The sequence below is a fragment of the Rhizobium sp. AN80A genome (genome assembly GCF_030053015.1).
GTDB lineage: Bacteria > Pseudomonadota > Alphaproteobacteria > Rhizobiales > Rhizobiaceae > Rhizobium > Rhizobium metallidurans.
Window position 1 is genome coordinate 470,339 of sequence record NZ_JASJPX010000001.1, and the last position, 19,939, is coordinate 490,277.

General features: G+C 63.7%; 17 protein-coding genes and 1 pseudogene. 12 read left to right on the top strand and 6 right to left on the bottom strand.

The window, feature by feature from the left end; genetic code table 11:
* Nucleotides 1-62 precede the first annotated feature (62 nt).
* Together P3R82_RS02210 and P3R82_RS02215 are read right to left on the bottom strand one after the other, a co-directional pair.
* Nucleotides 63-923 carry a DUF1989 domain-containing protein gene (locus P3R82_RS02210; protein ID WP_283192826.1) on the bottom strand — a complete coding sequence of 287 codons (861 nt, stop codon included), beginning with the start codon at nucleotides 921-923 and terminating at the stop codon, nucleotides 63-65.
* Between the two features lie 196 nt (nucleotides 924-1,119).
* Nucleotides 1,120-1,890: a 5-oxoprolinase subunit PxpA gene (locus P3R82_RS02215; RefSeq protein WP_283192827.1), complete on the bottom strand. Its 771-nt coding sequence runs from the start codon at nucleotides 1,888-1,890 to the stop codon at nucleotides 1,120-1,122.
* 173 nt (nucleotides 1,891-2,063) lie between these two features.
* Between P3R82_RS02215 and P3R82_RS02220 the strand changes: the two genes are divergently transcribed.
* From P3R82_RS02220 to P3R82_RS02245, 6 genes and pseudogenes are all read left to right on the top strand, one after another.
* Nucleotides 2,064-2,732: a GntR family transcriptional regulator gene (locus tag P3R82_RS02220; RefSeq protein ID WP_283192828.1), complete on the top strand. Its 669-nt coding sequence runs from the start codon at nucleotides 2,064-2,066 to the stop codon at nucleotides 2,730-2,732.
* A gap of 105 nt (nucleotides 2,733-2,837) precedes the next feature.
* Nucleotides 2,838-4,001, top strand: a complete 1,164-nt coding sequence (locus P3R82_RS02225; RefSeq protein WP_283192829.1) for an isovaleryl-CoA dehydrogenase — start codon at nucleotides 2,838-2,840, stop codon at nucleotides 3,999-4,001.
* A gap of 17 nt (nucleotides 4,002-4,018) precedes the next feature.
* Nucleotides 4,019-5,597, top strand: a pseudogene (locus P3R82_RS02230) (carboxyl transferase domain-containing protein).
* A gap of 31 nt (nucleotides 5,598-5,628) precedes the next feature.
* Complete coding sequence (locus P3R82_RS02235) at nucleotides 5,629-7,485, top strand: biotin carboxylase N-terminal domain-containing protein (RefSeq protein ID WP_283192830.1); 1,857 nt, start codon at nucleotides 5,629-5,631, stop codon at nucleotides 7,483-7,485.
* On the top strand, nucleotides 7,485-7,937 hold the full coding sequence (locus P3R82_RS02240; RefSeq protein WP_283192831.1) for a MaoC family dehydratase: 453 nt from the start codon (nucleotides 7,485-7,487) through the stop codon (nucleotides 7,935-7,937). The genes P3R82_RS02235 and P3R82_RS02240 overlap by 1 nt, the downstream gene beginning before the upstream one ends.
* Nucleotides 7,934-8,809, top strand: a complete 876-nt coding sequence (locus P3R82_RS02245) for a CoA ester lyase (protein ID WP_283193488.1) — start codon at nucleotides 7,934-7,936, stop codon at nucleotides 8,807-8,809. The genes P3R82_RS02240 and P3R82_RS02245 overlap by 4 nt, the downstream gene beginning before the upstream one ends.
* Before the next feature lie 161 nt (nucleotides 8,810-8,970).
* On the opposite strand, the gene P3R82_RS02250 is transcribed toward P3R82_RS02245, so the two are convergent.
* Together P3R82_RS02250 and P3R82_RS02255 are read right to left on the bottom strand one after the other, a co-directional pair.
* Nucleotides 8,971-9,831: a D-amino-acid transaminase gene (locus tag P3R82_RS02250; protein WP_283192832.1), complete on the bottom strand. Its 861-nt coding sequence runs from the start codon at nucleotides 9,829-9,831 to the stop codon at nucleotides 8,971-8,973.
* Between the two features lie 7 nt (nucleotides 9,832-9,838).
* Nucleotides 9,839-10,078, bottom strand: coding sequence for a hypothetical protein (locus tag P3R82_RS02255; RefSeq protein WP_283192833.1), 240 nt, complete (start codon nucleotides 10,076-10,078; stop codon nucleotides 9,839-9,841).
* 61 nt (nucleotides 10,079-10,139) lie between these two features.
* Between P3R82_RS02255 and pxpB the strand changes: the two genes are divergently transcribed.
* The 3 genes from pxpB to P3R82_RS02270 all read left to right on the top strand — a co-directional run bounded on the left by pxpB (nucleotide 10,140) and on the right by P3R82_RS02270 (nucleotide 12,342).
* Nucleotides 10,140-10,883 carry a 5-oxoprolinase subunit PxpB gene (gene pxpB / locus P3R82_RS02260; RefSeq protein WP_283192834.1) on the top strand — a complete coding sequence of 248 codons (744 nt, stop codon included), beginning with the start codon at nucleotides 10,140-10,142 and terminating at the stop codon, nucleotides 10,881-10,883.
* Nucleotides 10,880-11,818, top strand: coding sequence for a biotin-dependent carboxyltransferase family protein (locus P3R82_RS02265; RefSeq protein WP_283192835.1), 939 nt, complete (start codon nucleotides 10,880-10,882; stop codon nucleotides 11,816-11,818). Before pxpB ends, P3R82_RS02265 begins: the two co-directional genes overlap by 4 nt.
* A 110-nt stretch (nucleotides 11,819-11,928) precedes the next feature.
* Nucleotides 11,929-12,342, top strand: a complete 414-nt coding sequence (locus P3R82_RS02270; RefSeq protein ID WP_283192836.1) for a VOC family protein — start codon at nucleotides 11,929-11,931, stop codon at nucleotides 12,340-12,342.
* 50 nt (nucleotides 12,343-12,392) lie between these two features.
* Here P3R82_RS02270 and P3R82_RS02275 read toward each other — a convergent pair whose 3' ends face one another.
* Nucleotides 12,393-13,859, bottom strand: coding sequence for an MDR family MFS transporter (locus P3R82_RS02275; protein ID WP_283192837.1), 1,467 nt, complete (start codon nucleotides 13,857-13,859; stop codon nucleotides 12,393-12,395).
* Nucleotides 13,860-14,160: 301 nt separating this feature from the next.
* Here P3R82_RS02275 and P3R82_RS02280 point away from each other — a divergent pair, with 301 nt between their 5' ends.
* Nucleotides 14,161-15,078, top strand: coding sequence for a DMT family transporter (locus P3R82_RS02280; protein ID WP_283192838.1), 918 nt, complete (start codon nucleotides 14,161-14,163; stop codon nucleotides 15,076-15,078).
* A gap of 5 nt (nucleotides 15,079-15,083) precedes the next feature.
* Here the strand turns inward: P3R82_RS02280 and P3R82_RS02285 are convergent, their stop codons facing one another.
* Entirely contained in the window at nucleotides 15,084-16,103 is a 1,020-nt protein-coding gene (locus P3R82_RS02285) for a LacI family DNA-binding transcriptional regulator (RefSeq protein WP_283192839.1), read from the bottom strand.
* 131 nt (nucleotides 16,104-16,234) lie between these two features.
* Between P3R82_RS02285 and P3R82_RS02290 the strand changes: the two genes are divergently transcribed.
* Together P3R82_RS02290 and P3R82_RS02295 are read left to right on the top strand one after the other, a co-directional pair.
* Entirely contained in the window at nucleotides 16,235-18,556 is a 2,322-nt protein-coding gene (locus tag P3R82_RS02290) for an alpha-L-rhamnosidase (protein ID WP_283192840.1), read from the top strand.
* A gap of 68 nt (nucleotides 18,557-18,624) precedes the next feature.
* Nucleotides 18,625-19,899, top strand: coding sequence for an extracellular solute-binding protein (locus tag P3R82_RS02295; protein ID WP_283192841.1), 1,275 nt, complete (start codon nucleotides 18,625-18,627; stop codon nucleotides 19,897-19,899).
* The last annotated feature ends 40 nt before the right edge of the window (nucleotides 19,900-19,939 follow it).

Genomic DNA, 19,939 nt, shown 5'->3' on the forward strand with positions numbered 1-19,939 from the left:
TGCTAAAAAGGCTCCCGCGACATGCGCGCGGGAGCCTTTTTTTCTAGCAGTAGCTTCGCGGCCTAAAGCCCGTGCGTGCCGTCGTAGCCGTTGATCGCGGGCGCGCTCCAGCCTGCCGGAGCACGTGCCGGCTTGTAGATTTCGACCACCAGCGGATAGCAGGCGACGGCGTCGGAGGAGTGCTCGGTGGAGCAATCGCCGCCGGGGCAGGCGGACATGCAGCCGAGGAGGTCGATCTCGGCGAAGAATTCGAGATAGTCGCCGGGGCGAACCGGACTTGCCTTCATGAAATACTGACCGGTGTCGCGCGTGAAGCCGGTGCACATGAAGACATTGAGCACATCGTGGATATAGGTGCCTGCCTCCCGCAAGGACTTGCCGGTCCGGGCGGCGAAGGCGCGCGTCAGATTGGAATGGCAGCAATGGTGGTACTGGCCGCCATTGCTGAGCAGATTGTGGGTATAGGGATCGCAGCGCGTGCCGATCACGTCGTGCACCGAGCCGCCGAATTCGTCGAAGCCATACCAGTCGAGCGTATCGTGGGTGATCGTCGCGATCGGGCGCAGATACGGCATGTTGGAGAAGAGCTGGTCGCCGAGGCCCACATGCGTGCCATTGAGCGCCCGGGTCTTGCCGGTGAACAGCCGTTCCTCGAGATTGTTGGCATTGAAGAGGTTCAGATCACCCACCTGCGATCCTTCACTTGAAAGGATGCGGCAGAAATGACCCGCCGGCACGGTCCAGCATGCAGCGTCGCGCGGCGGCACAACCACGCGCTCGACGAACTCCAGATCGTCGCGCAGCGCGCGGTATGCCGCAAGATCCGGGCGGGGCAGCGTCTCGACGGGATAGCAGATGACCGGCTTGATCGCCTTGCGGCGCGCCGCGTCTTCCGGTGCACTGGTAATCGGTTGTGGCTTCATCCCTGATTTTCTCCTGGTATGCCGGGGGGGCCGCGTCAGTCTGCCGGCGCGGCCAATGTTTTGCTGGTGCACGGCCGGCTCCGCGCGCGGGCGGCACTCGGCACCACGCGTTCCGCCGTTTGTTTCCTGACAATCGGCACTTCGGAACACGGCTCGCCATAGACCATACAGGCGAAGCCGGAAGCCGAGCGCTTTTTCATGACGACATGTCGACGAAGGACTTGAGCTCGACGCCGCGGGTTTCCAGGGTCTGCCGCAGCGTGCTCGCGATCGCCACCGCGGCCGGTGTGTCGCCGTGGATGCAGATCGATTGGGCATCGAGCGCGATCTCGGCTCCGTCGATCGCCACCACGCGCTGTTCGTTGACCATGCGCAGCACGCGCTCGGCGACGGCTTGCGGGTCATGGATGACGGAGCCGGGCAGCCGACGGCTGACGAGGCTGCCGTCGACGTTATAGGCGCGGTCGGCGAAGGCCTCGCAAACGACGGTCAGCCCGGCTTCGCGCGCCTGCGCGACGATCGGCGCGCCGGCCAGAGCCATCAGCACGAGGCTCGGGTCGATGGCCTTGATGCCTTCGATCACATCGGCGGCCTGTCGGGCGTCATGGGCGATGGTGTTATAGAGCGCGCCATGCGGCTTCACGTAGCGAACCCTGGTTCCCGCCGCCTTCGCGAGGCCCTGCAGCGCGCCGATCTGGTAGATCGTGTCGCCGACGAGTTCGGCGCTTGATGGGTCCATGTTGCGACGGCCGAAGCCGACGAGATCGCGGTAACCGATATGGGCGCCGACGGCCACGCCGCGCCGGGCCGCTTCCCTGAGCACCGTCAGAATTCCCGAGGGATCGCCGGCATGGAAGCCGCAGGCGATGTTGGCGCTGGTCACCGTCGCCAGCATGGCGGCGTCATCCCCCATCGGCCATGGGCCGAAGCCCTCGCCGAGATCGCTGTTCAGGTCGATTGCCGCCATGTTCCATCTCCGTTGAAAGTTCGAGCGCCCCGGATTATTGTTCAATAACGCAATGGATATTGTTCAACAATATGAATTCGTGCGATTTGGTTCGAGAATGCGATGCGCGGCTGCGATGGATAACAGATCATGGCGCGTTTCCAAATCCGGATGCATGAGAGGATAAGCTCCTGATGATTTACGCGTCGCAAGGCCTTACCGAAGATCAGCCGCTGACCGCACATGTCGCCGGCAAGATCAGGGGAATGCTGATCTCGGGCGAATTACAGCCGGGCGCGAAGCTTTCCGAACAGCACATAGCGACGTATTTTGGCATATCGCGCAACACGTTGCGCGAGGTCTTTCGCCTGCTGACGAGCCAGAACCTGCTGACCTACATCCCAAACCGGGGGGTCTTCGTCGCGACCCCGGGCGAAGCCAGCGTCGTGGATATCTACCGCGTCCGGCGCGTCATACAAAAGGGCGCCGTGCAGGCCGCGACCTCCAGGCATCCGGCGCTGGCTCGTATGAAGGACCAGCTGGCGCGAACGGGCGCGGCCCGGGCGGATGCCGACTGGCGGCAGGTCGGAACCATCAACATGGAATTTCACCGCTCGATGGTCGACCTCTGCGACAGTCCCCGCTTGAGTGCAGGCTTCGAACTCGTTCTGGCGGAGTTGCGTCTGGTCTTCGCGCGGTTCGAGGATACGGCGCACCTCCACGAACCCTATATCGCGCTAAATGCCGCGCTGTTTGCGTCCCTCGAGCGTGGCGACATCGAAGCCGCCTCGAACCAACTCGACGACTATCTCCTGCGGTCCGAACGCTCCGTTCTGGCGGCCCTGCAGCGCGCCAGGTCCTAGCGCCCGCCCGGCGGTGCCGCGGCCGCGTTGTCGCGCGATGGACGGCCGATTTTACTAATCGCATTGCCCGCGTTAGCATGACCGCAGTCTGGGAGGACTGGCGACATGCTGGAGTTGGATTTCGGGCTTTCCGAAATGGCGGAGGCAATCCGTGAGACGACGCATCGGTTTGCGACCAATCGCATTGCCCCGCTTGCGGCGAGGATAGACGCGGAAGACTGGTTCCCGGTCGAGATCTGGCCAGAGATGGGCGCGCTCGGTCTTCATGGCGTGACCGTGCATGAGGATGACGGCGGCCTTGGGCTCGGCTACCTCGAACATGTCGTCGCCTGCGAGGAGATCAGCAGAGCATCGGCATCGGTCGGCCTGTCCTACGGCGCTCACTCCAATCTGTGCATCAACCAGATTTCGCGCTGGGGATCGGCCGAGCAGAAACAGCGATACCTTCCGGCGCTGATATCCGGTGAACACGTGGGCAGTCTTGCGATGTCGGAGGCGGGAGCGGGCTCGGACGTCGTATCGATGCGCCTCTGCGCCGAAAAAGTCGCCGGCGGTTATCGGCTGAACGGGACCAAATTCTGGATCACAAACGCGCCCTACGCGGAGACCTTGGTCGTCTATGCCAAGACCGTGCCCGATGGCGGCTCGAAGGGCATCACCGCCTTCCTGGTCGAAAAAGGCTTCAAGGGTTTTTCCATCGGGCAGAAGATCGACAAGGTCGGCATGCGTGGATCGCCGACGGCGGAATTGGTCTTCGATGACTGCTTCGTGCCCGACGAAAACGTCATGGGCCCGCTGAACGGGGGCGTCAAGGTGCTGATGTCCGGCCTCGACTATGAGCGCGTCGTGCTGTCCGGGATTCAGCTCGGCATCATGCAGGCCTGCCTGGATGTCGTCCTTCCCTATGTGAGAGAGCGCAAGCAGTTCGGAACGCCGATCGGCAGCTTCCAGCTGATTCAGGCGAAGGTGGCGGACATGGTCGTGGCGCTGAATTCGGCTCGCGCCTACGTCTACGCAGTGGCGAGGGCCTGCGACGCCGGCAAGACGACGCGGCATGATGCGGCAGGTGCCATTCTCTATGCGTCGGAAAGCGCCGTCAGGGTGGCTGAGCAGGCGGTCCAGGCGCTAGGCGGCGCCGGATATACCAAGGACTGGCCGGTGGAGCGCTATTGGCGGGATTCGAAGCTGCTCGACATCGGCGCCGGCACCAACGAAGTGCGCCGCATGCTGATCGGACGTGAAGTCATCGGCGACGAAGGGAGAGGCTGATGCCGGAGCTGCAGACGATGCTCGATCTCGGCTCGCAGACGTTGGCCGCCAACAAGGCGCACAATCTGGCTCTGGTGGAGGCGCTCCGCTCCAAGGTGGCGCAGGCGGCCCGGGGCGGCTCCGAAAAACATCGCGAGCGGCATGTCGAACGCGGCAAGCTGCTTCCGCGTGACCGCGTTCAGCGCCTGCTTGATCCCGGCTCGCCGTTTCTCGAGATCGGACAGTTGGCCGCCAACGGCATGTACGACGACGAGGCGCCCGGGGCGGGCATGATCGCCGGCATCGGCCGCGTCTCGGGCGTCGAGTGCATGATCGTGGCGCACGATCCGACGGTGAAGGGCGGCGCCTATTTCCCGATGACGGTGAAGAAGCATCTGCGGGCGCAGGAAATCGCCTGGGAAAACCGGCTGGCCTGCATCTATCTCGTGGATTCGGGCGGCGCCAATCTGCCGCATCAGGCGGAGGTCTTTCCGGATCGCGAACATTTCGGCCGCATCTTCTACAATCAGGCGCAAATGTCGGCGGCGGGCATCGCCCAGATCGCCTGCGTCATGGGCAGCTGCACCGCGGGCGGGGCCTATGTGCCTGCAATGTCGGATGAAACCGTCATCGTGCGCAACCAGGGAACGATCTTCCTCGCCGGGCCGCCGCTCGTGAAAGCGGCGACCGGTGAGATCATATCCGCCGAGGAACTCGGCGGCGCCGATACGCACGGTCGAAAATCCGGCGTCGTCGACCATGTCGCCGAGAATGACGAGCATGCGCTTCTGATCGTTCGCGACATCGTCGCCACGCTCAACCGCCCGAAACGGATCGATATCGACATGGCTGAGCCGCGGCCGCCGAAGTTCGATCCGCAGGAGCTCTACAGCATCGTGCCGCGAGACGTCCGCACGCCTTACGACGTCCGTGAGGTCATCGCCCGTATTGTCGACGGCTCGGAGTTACAGGAGTTCAAGGCGCTCTATGGCACCACGCTGGTCTGCGGCTTCGCGCGAGATCTGGGGCATCCCCGTCGCCATTCTCGCCAATAATGGCGTGCTTTTCTCCGAAAGCGCGCTGAAGGGCGCCCACTTCATCGAGCTTGCCTGCCAGCGGCGCATACCGCTGCTTTTCCTGCAGAATATCTCCGGTTTCATGGTCGGCGGGAAATATGAAGCCGAGGGGATCGCCAAGAACGGCGCAAAGCTCGTGACGGCGGTGGCGACGGCATCGGTACCGAAGATAACGGTGCTGATCGGCGGCAGCTTCGGTGCGGGCAATTACGGCATGTGCGGCCGCGCCTATCAGCCGCGCTTCCTGTTCAGCTGGCCGAATGCCCGCATCTCCGTCATGGGCGGCGAGCAGGCCGCCTCCGTTCTGGCGACCGTGCATCGCGATGCCGAGAGCTGGAGCGCCGAGCAGGCGGAAGCATTCAAGGCGCCCATCCGCCAGAAATACGAGGACGAGGGCAATCCTTACTACGCCACCGCGAGACTATGGGACGACGGCATCATCGACCCGGCTCAGACGCGCGATGTGCTCGGGCTGGCCTTCGCGGCCACGCTCAATGCACCGATACCGGAGCGCGCCCGGTTCGGCCTGTTTCGCATGTAGCCTCAACGGCGAGGAGAAGAGAGGAGAGACTGTGATAGACAGCCTGCTGATCGCAAATCGCGGCGAGATCGCGAGGAGGATCATAAGAACGGCGAAAAGGCTCGGGATCCGCACGATCGCCGTGCACTCCGAGATCGATGGCGACATGCCCTTCGTTCGCGAGGCGGACGAGGCGGTTCCTATCGGTCCGGCATCGGCCAGGGAGAGCTATCTCAATGCCGACAGCATTATAGAGGCCGCGATCCGGACCGGTGCCAGGGCGATCCATCCGGGCTACGGCTTTCTCTCGGAAAATGCCGGGTTCGCCGAGAGGGTCGCGGCCGCCGGCCTGATCTGGATCGGCGCGCCGGCCGCCGCCATCCGGGCCATGGGCCTCAAGGATGCGGCGAAGAAGCGGATGATCGCTGCGGGTGTCCCTGTCACGCCAGGCTATCTCGGCGAGGACCAGGCGGATAACCGGTTGCGGCGGGAAGCGGATGCGATCGGCTATCCTGTCCTCATCAAGGCCGTGGCCGGCGGCGGCGGCAAGGGCATGCGGCGGGTCGATGGCGCTGTGGAATTTGCAGCAGCACTCGCCAGTTGCCGGCGCGAAGCCGCGGCTTCCTTCGGCGATGACCGGGTGCTTCTCGAGAAATACATCCTCTCGCCCCGCCACATCGAGGTTCAGGTCTTCGGCGACACTCACGGAAACGTGGTCCATCTGTTCGAGCGCGACTGTTCGCTGCAGCGCCGTCACCAGAAGGTGATCGAAGAGGCGCCGGCGCCGGGCATGGACGCACCGACCCGAGAGGTTGTCTGCCAGGCGGCGGTTCAGGCCGCGCGCGCGGTCGATTATGTCGGCGCCGGAACGATCGAATTCATCGCCGATGCCTCCGACGGACTTCGCGCCGATCGCATCTGGTTCATGGAGATGAACACACGGCTGCAGGTCGAACATCCTGTTACCGAGGCCATCTCCGGCCAGGATCTGGTCGAATGGCAAATCCTGGTGGCATCCGGCGAGCCGCTGCCCCTGCGGCAGGAGCAGTTATCGATCAAGGGATGGGCGATGGAGGCGAGGCTTTACGCCGAAAACCCCTCCACCGGCTTCCTGCCTTCGACCGGGCGGCTGCACCGTCTGCGGTTTCCCGACGGGGTCAGGGTCGATAGCGGCGTCGAGGAGGGCAATGAGATCAGCGCCTATTACGACCCGATGATCGCCAAGCTGATCAGCCACGGCGCGACGCGACAAGAGGCGGCACGGCGACTGGCTCTCGCGGCGGCAAGCGTCGAGGTCTGGCCGGTGCGAACCAACGCGGCGTTCCTGGCGCGCACGATCGACCACCCTGAATTTCAGGCGGGTGCGGTCGACACCGGCTTCATCGAGCGGCACTCGACGCATCTCATTCCCTCGATCGAGCCCGGCGCACGCGTGCTGCAGGCGGCCGCGCGAGCGATCCTGCCGAAACCGGGCAGCGATGTATGGGCGACGGCAACGGGATTCCGAATGAACGCGCCGCCTTCCCGGGAGATCGGTGTCGAGGTAGGCGGCGACCCCTATCGCGTGGAACTTCGGGATGGCGGCGAACCGGTCGCGACCGATGCCGGCGTGCTTTTTCTGGATGGCGAAGCTTGGGCCTATGGGCCGGTTCGCGCTGGCCATGCCGGCGGAAATTCGGGCCATTTCGACGGCGCGATCGTCGCGCCGATGCCGGGCAGGGTGATCGCGCTCATGGTCGCCAGCGGAGATCGGGTCACCAGAGGACAGCCTCTTGTCGTCATCGAGGCGATGAAGATGGAGCAGACGCTGAGCGCGCCGTTCGACGGCGTCGTCTCGGAGATGAAAGTGCTTGCCGACGCGCAGGTCGTCGAAGGCAGTGTTCTCATGCAGCTGGAAGGAGAGCCATGATGGCAGGCCGTCATTTCGAGGAGTGGACCATCGGCGACCGGATCTCGCACGAGATCCGCCGCACGGTCACCGAGACGGACAATCTCCTCTTCTCCGCCATGACCCACAATCCACAACCGCTGCACATCGATGCGGAAGCGGCACGAGCCAGCGAATTTGGCCAGATCATCGTCAACGGCACCTTTACCTTCGCGCTGATGGTCGGGCTTTCGGTCGGCGATACGACCATGGGAACGCTGGTCGCGAATTTAGGCTACGACAGGCTTGTCATGCCGAAGCCGGTCTTCATCGGCGATACGATGCGTGCCGAAACGGAAGTCAGCGATCTCAAGGAGAGCCGTTCGAGGCCCACTGCGGGCATTGTCACCTTCCAGCACGAACTGATCAACCAGCGAGGCGAAGTGGTCTGCCGGTGCCTGCGCACGGCGCTGGTGCAGAGGAGGCCGGCATGAGGTTGCGCTCGCTGCTTTTTGTGCCGGGCGACCGACCGGACCGGATGGAAAAGGCGCTCGGATCGTCCGCGGACGCGCTGATCCTCGACCTTGAGGATTCCGTCACCCTGCAGGCAAAGCCGGCGGCGAGAACGGCGGTCGCCTCGTTCCTGCGATCAGCGGAAAGAAAGGCGCGGCTGTTCGTTCGCATCAATGCGTTGGACAGCGGCTTGGTGGAGGAGGATCTTCGCGCCGTCCTCGACGCTGGGCTGGACGGTCTCGTCTTGCCGAAAGCGGAGGGCGGCATAAGCGTGGCAGCGCTGGCGGCAATGGCGCCGGATAGACCGATATTGCCCATCGCGACCGAGACGCCGGCGGCCATTTTTCAGCTGGACAGCTACGCCGCCGTTCGTCAATCCTTGCTGGGGCTGACCTGGGGGGCCGAGGATCTACCGGCTGCGATCGGAGCGACAAGCGCCCGCAATGAAGACGGCAGCTATACCCAGCCTTATGAACTGGCGCGCTCGCTGACGCTGTTCGCGGGCCATGCCGCCGGTGTCGCGGTGATCGAAACGGTCTATCCTGAATTCCGCGACCTTGAGGGCTTGCGCAGCTACGCCAGGCGCGGGCGCCGCGACGGGTTTACCGGCATGATGGCCATTCACCCCTCGCAGGTCCCGATCATCAACGATGCCTTCACGCCGACGGAAGCGGAGATCGCGAACGCCCGGGCCACGATCGCCGCGTTCGAAGCGGAGCCGGGGAGGGGCGCTTTTCAACTCGACGGCCGGATGATCGACGCCCCGCATCTGAGGCACGCGCGGCGGATCGTCGACGCGCTGCGAACGGGCGGACCGCAACAGGATGAACAGCCACCGCGCGAACCGAAGTGAGAGCCGCGCCTATCTTCCGGCTTCGCCTTGATTTTAAAGCATGTTGCCGTTGCTCCCCGGCAGAGAAGAGGCTCATGTCGCGGGGCCGATTTCCGGCCGCCGCTTGCCAGCCTGACGCAGGCGACCGGGCTTGCGACCGAAGCGCCGGCAACGGCGAGCCATCAGATGGCGTTCGCCAGCTTGTTTTCGATATAGAGCTGGCGAAGTTTCAGCGTCCGAGGCCCGGGCTTGCCGTCGCCGACCGGCTGCCCGTCGATCTTGGTGACCGGCAGAACGAAGCTGGTGGCAGAGGTGATGAAGGCCTCGGCGGCATCCCTGGCTTCTTCGGGCGTGAACGCGCGTTCCTCGACGGCAAGGCCGGCTTCGCGGGCGATGTCGAGGACGCTGAGACGCGTGATGCCGTGCAGGATCGCGCTCGACAGGCCACGGGTGATCAGTGTCCCGTCCTTGCCGATGATGTGCGCGCTCGCTGAACTCGCCTCCGTGACGAAGCCGTCCTCGACGAGCCAGGCGTCATCGGCGCCGACGGACGCCGCCTGCATCTTCGCCATCGAGGGATAGAGCAGCTGAACCGTCTTGATGTCGCGCCGGGCCCAGCGCTGATCGGGAACCAGCGCCACGGAAATACCGGTCCTCACCTTCGGATTGTCGAGCACTGCCTTGGCCTGGGTGAACAGGACCAGCGTCGGGGTGGCGTTTGTCGGGAAGGCGAAGTCGCGATCGGCCGCGCCACGGGAAATCTGCAGATAGATCAGCCCCTCCCGAAGATCGTTCCTGCGGACGATCTCGCGATGAACGGCGAGCAGCGCCTCCTGTGTCAGCGGGCAGGCGATGCCGAGTTCGGCCAAGGAGCGCTGAAGCCGGGCCGCGTGGCCGGCATATTCGAGCAGCTTGCCACCGACAACGCCGGTGACTTCGTAGATCGCGTCGGCAAACAGGAAGCCTCGGTCGAAGATGGAGACTTTTGCGTCGGCTTCGGCGAGCCAGCTGCCGTTCAGATATACGGTACGGGTCAAGATCATTCCTCGTTCAGATTTCGGCGTGGAAAAAGGGGGCTATATCGATTCCACCGCCGATGAGTTTGTCACGCAACGCGCGCGCCGTCACGACGGCACCCGGCATATCGCCATTGCCGGTCGGTGCGGGATGGCTTGACATAAAATTGGTATCTGAAATGACAAGAGCATTGTCGATTGAGAATCTCGCTTGTCGAGACATGTTTGATGGTGATGGTGGAAATATCTCTAGCGTTGCGTTGGCGCTCGGCATCCAGACCTCCCGAGGGGCATTCCACCGCGCCCGAATCCTTCCAGCAGATTAGGTGGCGCACATGGCCATGACGCAGTCGTTACGACACACCTATCCGCGCATCATCCCCTGTGGCGACAGCGCCCTCGTGGTCGAGTTCTCCGACCAGATCGATGAAGAGACGAATGAGCGCGTCATTGCCCTGGCGGACATGCTGGCGACGCGGCCGATCACAGGCGTCGTCGAGACCGTTCCGACCTATCGTTCGCTTCTCGTCGCCTACGATCCCACCGTCATCCGTGGAAAGAACCTCTCCGCTGCGCTAGAAGCACGACTCGGGCACTTGTCGGTGGGCGGCGTGACCGCGCGCCGGATCACCGTGCCGGTTCTTTACGGCCATGAGGTCGGGATCGATCTCGACGACCTCGCGGAGATGAAGCAGATGTCGCGCGAGGCATTGATCGCCTTGCATGCTTCGGCGGAATATCGCGTCTACATGATCGGTTTCGCGCCGGGCTTTTCTTATCTCGGCGGCCTGCCGCAGCAGCTGCACACGCCACGCCTTGCCGTTCCGCGCCAGCGGATCGAGGCGAGCGCGATCGGCATCGGCGGCAAGCAGGCCAGCATCAATTCCGTTCCTTGCCCGAGCGGCTGGCGATACATAGGCCGCACGCCACTCAGGATATTCGATCCGTCGCGCGCCGAGCCATTCCTGTTGCGCGCCGGTGATCGCGTGCGCTTCCGTCCTGTCGATGCCGACGAGGCCGAATGCCTCGACGCCGCCGTCAGGCGAGGCGGATCGATAGAGGAGTGGGAGGCGCCATGACCGTGCTCCATATCAAACAGGCCGGGCCGATGTTGACGGTCCAGGATCTCGGGCGCACCGGGCTGATGCATCTCGGCGTTTCCGGCGCGGGCGCGATGGACCTGATGTCGATGCTGATCGGCAACCGCCTCGTCGGCAATGCCGATCGCGCCGCGACTTTGGAATTCGCGCATGTCGGCGGTGCTTTCGAGGTCGAGACGCCCGTGCGCTTCGCGGTGACCGGCGGCGCCGTCGATATTACCGTCGATGGTGAGGCGAGGCATGGCTGGGAAAGCCACTGGCTGATGCCGGGCGAGGTCTTGAAGATCGGCGCGCTGCGACAGGCGGTCTGGGGCTACCTCGCCATTTCAGGCGGGCTTGAGACGCCGAAGGTCCTGGAGGCGCGCTCGACGCATCTTCGCTCGGGTCTCGGCGGCGTGGATGGCCGGCGTCTGGCGATCGGCGACCGTCTGCCGCTTGGCGAGACGACGCAGGCACCGCTCCTGGCATTGCGCAAACCCTTTTCCCGTTCGGGCGGTCCGGTTCGGGTCGTTCCGGGGCCGCAGGCGGATCATTTCGACGCCGCCGCCTGGAAGAATTTCCTGCGCGAACCCTTTCACGTCACGCCGAGCCGAGACCGCATGGCGCAGGTGCTCGACGGTCCGGCGATCCACGCTTTCGCCGGTCACGACATCGTCTCGGACGGTACGGTCGCGGGTTCGATCCAGGTGCCGTCGTCCGGCCGGCCGATCGTGCTGATGGCGGAGCGACAGACGACTGGCGGCTATCCCAAGATCGCCACTGTTGCCTCGGTCGACCTTGCGCGGCTGGCGCAGACCACGACCGGAAGCGCCATTCGCTTCAAATCCGTCTCCCAGGAAGAAGCGGAAGACCTGCTGATCGCGCGCAACGAGGCGCTCGCGGATATTCTCGCTTCGCTGGAAGAAAAGCCATAGCGGATGGACGGGCCGATGCGCTGAACGGAAACGCGGCACCAAGCGGCTATCGAACCCAGAACCTTTCCATCCGTTGATGAACACCATCTCGCATCACAAAGGAGACCACCGTGCGCTCACTCTTCCATCTCGCCTACCACGTCACCGATCTCGATGCGGCAAGACGCTTCTATGGTGACGTTCTCGGCTGCGCCGAAGGCCGCTCGACCGATAGCTGGGTCGATTTCGACTTCTTCGGCCACCAGATATCGCTGCATCTCGGCAAGCCGTTCGAAGTCACCCGCACCGGCAAGGTTGGCGACCACATGGTGATGATGCCGCATCTCGGCGTCGTGCTGCCGCTCGAGGACTGGTTCGCGCTTGCCGAACGCCTTCAGAAGGGCGGTATCGCCTTCGACATTCCGCCGGTTGTCCGCTTCGAGGGTGAGCCGGGCGAACAGCGGACCATGTTCTTCTTCGATCCGAGCGGCAACCCGATCGAAGTCAAGGGTTTCAAGGACTTCGACAGCGTCTTCGCGCATTGAGACAAGAGGCCGGGCGAGATGATCGCCCGGTCTCTTGTCGTCTCATTCAGTCACGCGCTCTTCGGTTCCGCCTGCGGCGTTTGCGGTTGCCGCACCAGGAGACATGCCGGGACGATCAGTACCGCGATCAGCATCATCACCATGAAGGTCGCATGCAGCGCCTGCTGCAACGCCTGGCGGATCTCCTCGCCGCCGCCGAGCGCCGCGCCCGTGCCGTTCAGCAAGGCGCGCAATTGCTCGGGCGTGATCGCCTGACCGTTATTGGCGTTCGCCAGACCATAGGTCAGGACGGCGCCCAGCACGGCCGCGCCGAGCGTGCTGCCGAGATTGCGCGAGAATACGTTGGAGGCGGTGGCGCTGCCTCGGTCGGAGGCGCTCACGCTTTCCTGGGTGAGGATGAGCGCGCCGATGTTCAGCAGGCCCATTCCGAAGCCCATGATCAGCGAGCCGGCCGCCGCAAGCACCGGGGAACTGGACGGCGCCAGGAGCACGAGCAGGCAGGTCCCGACCGGTATGAACAGGCTCCCGACGATCATGATCGGGCGCAGGCCGAAGCGGGAAAACTGGCGCGAGGCGATCGTCGCGCCGCAGGGCCAGCCGAGCAACAGCATGGTCAGAGCGAAGCCGGCAACGAGCGGCGAGCGGTCAAGCACGGTCTGCACATACATCGGCAGGAAGGTCGTCAGCCCCATGATCGACATGCTTGCGAAGAAGACCGCCAGGTTGGCGAAGGCGATCGGCCGCCGCAGCCACAGGTCGGGCGCGACCATTGGCGCTTCGGCTCTGCGCTCCTGCCAGATGAAGGCGGCGAGGGCGCCAAGAAAGACGACGAAGGCCGCGATCGCATAGCCGGAGACGGCGCTCTCGATCTCGGTGAGCGCGATCATCAGCGCGGAGATCGAGACGGCGAACAGCGCGGCGCCGAGCACATCGATCGAAACGACGCGCGGCCGCTTTTCCTCGTGCAGGAAAAACAGGAACCCGAGCGCCGCCAAAAGACCCACCGGCACGTTGATCCAGAAGATCCAGGCCCATGGGAGATTGTGAATGATCAGGCTGCCGAGAAGCGGGCCGACGACGGCCGACAGCGCCCAGACGCTTGCCAGATATCCCTGCACCTTGCCGCGCTGGTTTCCGGGAAAGAGATCGGCGACGACGGTCATGGCGACGGGCTGTATCGCGCCGGCGCCGATCCCCTGCAGCAGGCGAAACGCGATCATCGAGGGCATCGACCATGCGAAGCCGGCGAGCACCGAAGCGACCAGAAACAACGCGATGCCGACCATCAGCATCGGCTTGCGGCCATAGATGTCGGCGAGCTTGCCGAACACCACCGTCGTCGCGGTCTGCGTCAGCAGGAACGACGAAAAGACCCACGAATAGAGATTGATCTGGCCGAGCTGGGCGGCGATCTGCGGCATTGCCGTCGAGACGATGGTTGCTTCGATGGCGATCATCGCCATGCTTGCCATGATCGCGACAACGACCAGTCCGCGATGCGAAGTTCTTTGTGTCATGTGAGGCTTTCGGGGCAAACGTCGGCGTGGACGATGAAGCATGCGGCGCCGGCTGTTATTTAGTAGTGCCCTTACTATTCCTCGCAGCGGCCGCGTCAAGAGCTTTCGGGTATGAAAGTCGCGAGTGGCGGATGGATTTGAAGCCGTTCCGATGGATGACGTGCTTGGCCCCTTGCAACACATCCTGCCGCTAGAGTAAGCATCCGCCATACAAACAGGCATCGGCGTGATGCGGAGGCTTTCAAATCGTTTTGCCTTCCGATCCTCGCCGCAAAACGGCGTTTCGGAGCGCCTTGACATCATGAGCAGACAAGCGGCTTTCGCCGTGGGCGGCAACGCCATCCTGGCAGGCATCCTCCTGATGCTCGTGGGCGACTTCATGTTCGCCCTCAACGACGCAATGGGCAAATGGCTGGTGGCGAGCTTTTCCGTCAGCCAGGTCCTTCTGATCCGCTCGTTTGGCGCTTTTTTCGTGCTCGGTCCGATGCTCGCGCGCCAGCCCGTCGCCGCGCTCTACAAGGTCGAAAAGCCGCGATGGCAGCTCGCGCGCGTGGTTCTCGCCACCGCCGATACCGGGCTCTTCTATGCGGCCGTCGCCTATCTTCCGCTCGCCGATGTCATGACCTTCTACATGGCCGGGCCGATCTACGTCGCGGCGCTGTCGCATTTCCTGCTGGGAGAGCGTATCGGCTGGCGGCGCTGGCTGGCGGTCTTGATCGGCTTTGTCGGTGTCGTCATCGCGCTCCGGCCTTCCTCGGCCATGCTCTCGTGGCCGTCCATGTTCGGCCTTGTCGGCAGCATGTCATTCGCGCTGACGTTGGTACTTGGCCGCGTGTTGCGCTCGACGCCCGATGCGACACTGGTGACCTGGCAAACCGTGGGATGCCTCTTAACCGGCGCGCTGCTCAGCATCGGCAGCTGGAGCGGCTTCAGCGCGAACCAGCTGCTCGCGCTCTTGCTGCTCGGCGTGGTTTCCTGCTCGGCGCATCTGATGATCACGCGCTCGCTGAAGCTTGCACCGGCATCGCTGCTGGCGCCGCTGCAATATACGCTGCTGCTTTGGGCGATCATCTTCGGCTGGGTGTTCTTTGGCGACTTCCCCGACAGACAGACGCTGATCGGCGCCGCCGTCATCGTGCTCGCCGGGCTGTTCATCTTCCATCGCGCCAAGGTCAAGGATGTCGAGCCGCTGGTGCCCAACGATGCGAGCCACGGCTAGCGGAATTAGAGACTGCCGCGGGCCGCGACGCGCGGCTCGATCAGGCAATGCTCGGCCACGCCCCGGCCATTGATGCGGCTGAGCAGCATTTCGGCCGCCATGCGACCAAGCTCGGCGGGGTTCTGATCGATGCTGTCGAGACCGACGAGGGGAATGGCGGCAACGGGCGAGTTGTCGTAACCGATGATAGCGAGATCTTCCGGAACCCTGATGCCACGCATCCGGGCCATGTTGACGAGTGGCACGGCGTCGAGATCCGACCATACGAAAACGGCGCGCGGCCGATCCGGCATGGCCAGGAACGCCTCTATTTCCGCATTCCGGTCCGAGGCGACGGGCGGCAGGCGGATGATGCGGCCTTGCAACCCGAAACGCTTCGTCGCTTCCAGATAGCCGCTTTCACGCTGCATCGCGACCACGGTCGGTGGTGAATCCAGAAACTCGTAGCCGAGCATGGCGACATCGCTGTATCCCTTGTCGACAGCCGCCTGCACAGCCATGAACGCGCCGTTGCGATCGTCCGAATTGACGGAATCATAGGCCTGCGCGTCGCTTTCATGATGCGCAATGACAACGATCGGGATTTGCCTCGCATAGCGATCCAGCACCTTGCCCGATATGCGCGGCGCGATGATCAGGACCCCATCCATGCGGTTGTCGATCATCGACTCGATCATCGAGGTCTCGATGGAACTGGCGGAATGGCCGATCCCGATCAGCGACTTGTAGCCGCTGCCAAGCAGCGCGGCATTGGCGCTTTCGACGACGCCGGCGAGAAACGGGTTGGCGAGCTCGATCACCAGAACGCCGACGGTGCTGGTCCGCCCGCGCATCGCACGCGCGGCGACAGACGGCCGATAGTTGAGCTTCTCGATCGAGGTCTCGACCTTCTGCCGCAAACTTTCGCTGACGCCGTAGGCGTTGCGCAAGACCTTGGAGACGGCGGCCACGGAAACCCCGGCATCAACAGCCACATCGCGAATGGTGATGCGGTCCTTGGGTTTGTTAACGTCCTGAAAATCCATGCAGAAATGTTCTCTCGCCGGTGTCGTCGACGATTATAGGCAAAAAGCGCTTGCCACGCAATTCGATTTGTAGAATGATATACATAGAACGATATACACCGTGCGGGACCACGGCTGGAGGAGGAACACCAATGAATATCGCGACACAAGGCACAACCGTGTCCGCCGACAGCCATGCCTGGTCCGGCGCATCCATGATCGCGCCTTCCTGCGATGCCGGCCAAGGAACCGCCGGCACCTTCGTTTCGCGAGACTTCACCCTTGCGGAGCGTCCGCAAACGGCCACGCTGCGCATATCGGCGCTCGGCCTTTACCGGGCCTTCGTCAACGGCAACCGGGTCGGCCTCGACCTCCTCACACCCGGCTGGACCTGCTACGACGACAGGATCGCCTACCAGACCTACGAAGTCTCCGATCTCCTGGTCGCTGGAGAGAACCGGATCGAGATCTGGCTCGGCGACGGCTGGTACCGCAGCCAGCTGATGTGGGCTTCCAACCCGATCGTCAATTGCTGGGGAGACAGGGTAGGGGCCCTGGCGGACCTCAGAAGCGGCGATACCGTCCTTCTCCAGACCGACGGCAGCTGGCGCGGCGGCTTCACTCCCGTGGTGCGCAATGGCATCTATTTCGGCGAAGACTATGACGCGCGTATTCAGCCCCGCGACAATAGCGGCGTGGACATCCTGTCCTTCGACAAGACGAAGCTCGTGCCGCATGAAACGGCTGCCGTCCGCGAACTGGCGGCCCGCCAGCCGCTCGACACATGGCGGGAGGGCGATGGCCGCGCGGTCTACGACTTCGGCCAGAATGCCGGCGCCTATGTCCGCATCCGCGTGCGCGGCGAGGCCGGCGCCGAAGTTCGCATCGAGCATTCGGAGGTACTCGGTCCGGACCGTCATTTCGACAATCGCAACTATCGCAGCGCCCGCGCGGAACTTGTCTACACGCTGAGCGGCGAGGGCGAGGAGCTTTACGCGCCGCTTTTCACCTTCATGGGCTTCCGTTATGCCCGCGTCGGCCTGGCCGGGCGCGTCGAGTTGCTGGCGATCGAGATGGTCCCGATTTCCTCGGTGCCGGTCGTTGCCGGCGGTTTCACCTGCGGGGTCGAGGCGGTCAATCGGCTGGTCGAGAACACGATCTGGTCGCAGCGCTCCAATTTCATCGAGATCCCGACCGATTGCCCGCAACGCGACGAACGCCTTGGCTGGACCGGCGATGCGCAGGTGTTCGCAGGAACCGCATGCTGGCTTGCCGACAGCCAGTCCTTCCTGCGCAAATATCTGCGCGACGTCATGCACGATCAGCGCCCGAACGGCGCCGTCCCGCACTTCTCCCCCGATCCGACGCGCCTTCACCCGATCACGGACCGCGGCGACTGGGCAGGCTCCACCGGCTGGGGCGACGCGATCGTCATCATCCCCTGGCAGCTCTATCTGCATTATGGCGACAAGGCCGCTCTCGAGGAGTGCTTCCCGGCGATGTTGCGCTGGCTCGACTATCTCTGGAACATCTCGGAAGGACCGGTGATCCGTCCGCCGGCGGTGTGGGGCGAGCACGGCTTTACCTTCGGCGACTGGCTGCAGCCCGTCGGCGACAATCGCAAGCCGCGGCCGACCGTCGCGGACGATTGCGCCGCCACGCTCTATCATTTCATCTCGACAGAACTTTCGGCCAGGATCGCCCGCGTCATCGGCGAGGACCGCGAAGCAGAACGGCTGGAGGCGCGGGCGGCCGAGATCAGGCAGGCCTTCAAGCACGAGTTCTTCTCGCCATCGGGCCGCATAGCGCACAACGACCAGACGTCCTGGGCACTGGCGTTTCTCCATGGGCTGGTGCCTGCCGAATACGAGGAAGCCGGGCGGGCATACTTCCGCAAGGTCGCCGAGGAAACCGATGGCGTCATCGGCACCGGCTTCATCGGCACGCCGGCGCTTCTGCCCGCTCTTACGCGCCTTGGCATCCGCGATCTCGCCGAAAAGATGTTTCTCAACCGCAAGGTCCCCGGCTGGCTCTATCAGGTCGAGCGCGGCGCGACGACGATCTGGGAGCGCTGGGATGCGCTGGCCGAGGACGGCACGATCTACGACCCCGACATGAACAGCTATAACCACTACGCGTATGGCGCCGTATGCCAGTGGCTGTTCGAGGATGTCGCCGGCATCAAGCCGCGGGAGAAGAACCCGGCGTTCAAGGATGTGCTGTTCGACCCGGCCATACTTCCGGCACTGTCGCCGGTCTCGGCCTGGCACGACACAGGCTTCGGCCGGGTGGAAGTGCGGTGGAGGCTGGAAGCAGGGCAGGTGACCTGCGACCTCGTCATCCCCGGGGGCATGACCGCGCGCATGAACGCGACACCGGAGCGCCGCGCGCTGCGCATCGACGGGCAAGCCGTCGCGCCCGGCGCCTCGGCGGCGATCGCCGCCGGCCGACATGTGATCGAGTTTTCGATCTGATATCGGGTTTTGGCCTTGCCACAACCAAAAGCTGAAATCATTCTGGTCTTCAAGAGGAGGAACTGACCATGAGAATGACGAGATACAGCATTGTCGCCGCAAGCATGCTGGCTTTATCCGCCAGCGCCGCATGGGCCGACGTCACGCTCGGCGTCCTGATCGACACCAATCCGGAGACGATCGCTTCGTTCGATGCCGTCTCCAAGGCCTATAGCGAGAAAAATCCCGGCGTCACCTTCGACGTCGAGCAGCGCGCCGGCGGGTCGGAAGGCGACAACATCGTCAAGACGCGGCTGGCAACCGGCGAGATGCCGGACATCTTTCAGTATAATAGCGGCTCGCTGTTCCAGGCGCTGAAACCGGAGCAGACCATCGCCGATCTTTCGGATCTTCCTTCGGCCGCAGGCATTTTGGACACCTTCAAGAAGGTCGTCAGCGCTTCCGATGGCCGTGTTCGCGGCATTCCGTTCGGTCCGGCCATGGGCGGCGGCATCTTCTACAACAGAAAGATCTACGCCGAACTCGGCCTCCAGCCGCCGAAGACCTGGGCCGACTTCATCGCCAATAACGAGAAGATAAAGGCCGCCGGCAAGGTGGCGCTGGCGCAGACCTACGGCACGACCTGGACATCGCAGATCTTCGTGCTCGCCGATTTCTTCAACGTTCAATCCGAAGTGCCTGGTTTCGCTACGGATTATACGGCCAACAAGGTGAAATACGCCACCACGCCGGCCGCGCTGCGCGGCTTCGAGCATGTGGAGGAGGTGGCCAAGGCCGGTTTCCTCAACGAGGACTTCGGCGCCGCGACCTTCGATGACGGCATGCGCATGGTATCGACTGGCGAAGCCGCGCACTATCCGAGCCTCACCTTCGGGATCGGAAACATCCAGCAGAACTTCCCCGACAATCTGCAGGACGTCGGCTTCTTCGCCGTTCCGGGCAGCGACGCGACCAAGAACGGGTTGACGATCTGGATGCCCTCGGCGCTCTATCTCTCGGCAAAGGGCGACAACCTCGAGGAGGCCAAGAAATTTCTCGATTTCGTCGCCTCGAAGGAAGGCTGCGAGCTGATGGCGAAGGCCGTGCCATCGGGCCCCTATCTGATCAAGGGCTGCGAACTGCCCAAGGATGTCCCGCAGGCGGTCAGCGACATGCTGCCCTATTTCGAGACCGAAGGGCGCACCGGACCGGCGCTCGAGTTTCTGTCGCCGGTGAAGGGCCCGGCGCTGGAGCAGATCGCCGTCGAGGTCGGGACGGGAATCCGCTCGGCCAAGGACGCCGCCGCGCTCTATGACCAGGATGTGGAAAAGCAGGCAAAGCAGCTCGGCCTGCCGAACTGGTAAACACCTTGGCCCACATCCCGGTGGCCATGCCATGGGATGT

What these genes read in the sequence shown, in the direction of transcription:
- P3R82_RS02275 (WP_283192837.1), bottom strand. Translation starts at nt 13,859, where the DNA reads ATGACACAAAGAACTTCGCATCGCGGACTGGTCGTTGTCGCGATCATG.
- P3R82_RS02215 (WP_283192827.1), bottom strand. Translation starts at nt 1,890, where the DNA reads ATGGCGGCAATCGACCTGAACAGCGATCTCGGCGAGGGCTTCGGCCCA.
- P3R82_RS02225 (WP_283192829.1), top strand. Translation starts at nt 2,838, where the DNA reads ATGCTGGAGTTGGATTTCGGGCTTTCCGAAATGGCGGAGGCAATCCGT.
- P3R82_RS02250 (WP_283192832.1), bottom strand. Translation starts at nt 9,831, where the DNA reads ATGATCTTGACCCGTACCGTATATCTGAACGGCAGCTGGCTCGCCGAA.
- P3R82_RS02240 (WP_283192831.1), top strand. Translation starts at nt 7,485, where the DNA reads ATGGCAGGCCGTCATTTCGAGGAGTGGACCATCGGCGACCGGATCTCG.
- pxpB (WP_283192834.1), top strand. Translation starts at nt 10,140, where the DNA reads ATGGCCATGACGCAGTCGTTACGACACACCTATCCGCGCATCATCCCC.
- P3R82_RS02210 (WP_283192826.1), bottom strand. Translation starts at nt 923, where the DNA reads ATGAAGCCACAACCGATTACCAGTGCACCGGAAGACGCGGCGCGCCGC.
- P3R82_RS02245 (WP_283193488.1), top strand. Translation starts at nt 7,934, where the DNA reads ATGAGGTTGCGCTCGCTGCTTTTTGTGCCGGGCGACCGACCGGACCGG.
- P3R82_RS02285 (WP_283192839.1), bottom strand. Translation starts at nt 16,103, where the DNA reads ATGGATTTTCAGGACGTTAACAAACCCAAGGACCGCATCACCATTCGC.
- P3R82_RS02220 (WP_283192828.1), top strand. Translation starts at nt 2,064, where the DNA reads ATGATTTACGCGTCGCAAGGCCTTACCGAAGATCAGCCGCTGACCGCA.
- P3R82_RS02265 (WP_283192835.1), top strand. Translation starts at nt 10,880, where the DNA reads ATGACCGTGCTCCATATCAAACAGGCCGGGCCGATGTTGACGGTCCAG.
- P3R82_RS02255 (WP_283192833.1), bottom strand. Translation starts at nt 10,078, where the DNA reads ATGCCGAGCGCCAACGCAACGCTAGAGATATTTCCACCATCACCATCA.
- P3R82_RS02295 (WP_283192841.1), top strand. Translation starts at nt 18,625, where the DNA reads ATGAGAATGACGAGATACAGCATTGTCGCCGCAAGCATGCTGGCTTTA.
- P3R82_RS02280 (WP_283192838.1), top strand. Translation starts at nt 14,161, where the DNA reads ATGAGCAGACAAGCGGCTTTCGCCGTGGGCGGCAACGCCATCCTGGCA.
- P3R82_RS02290 (WP_283192840.1), top strand. Translation starts at nt 16,235, where the DNA reads ATGAATATCGCGACACAAGGCACAACCGTGTCCGCCGACAGCCATGCC.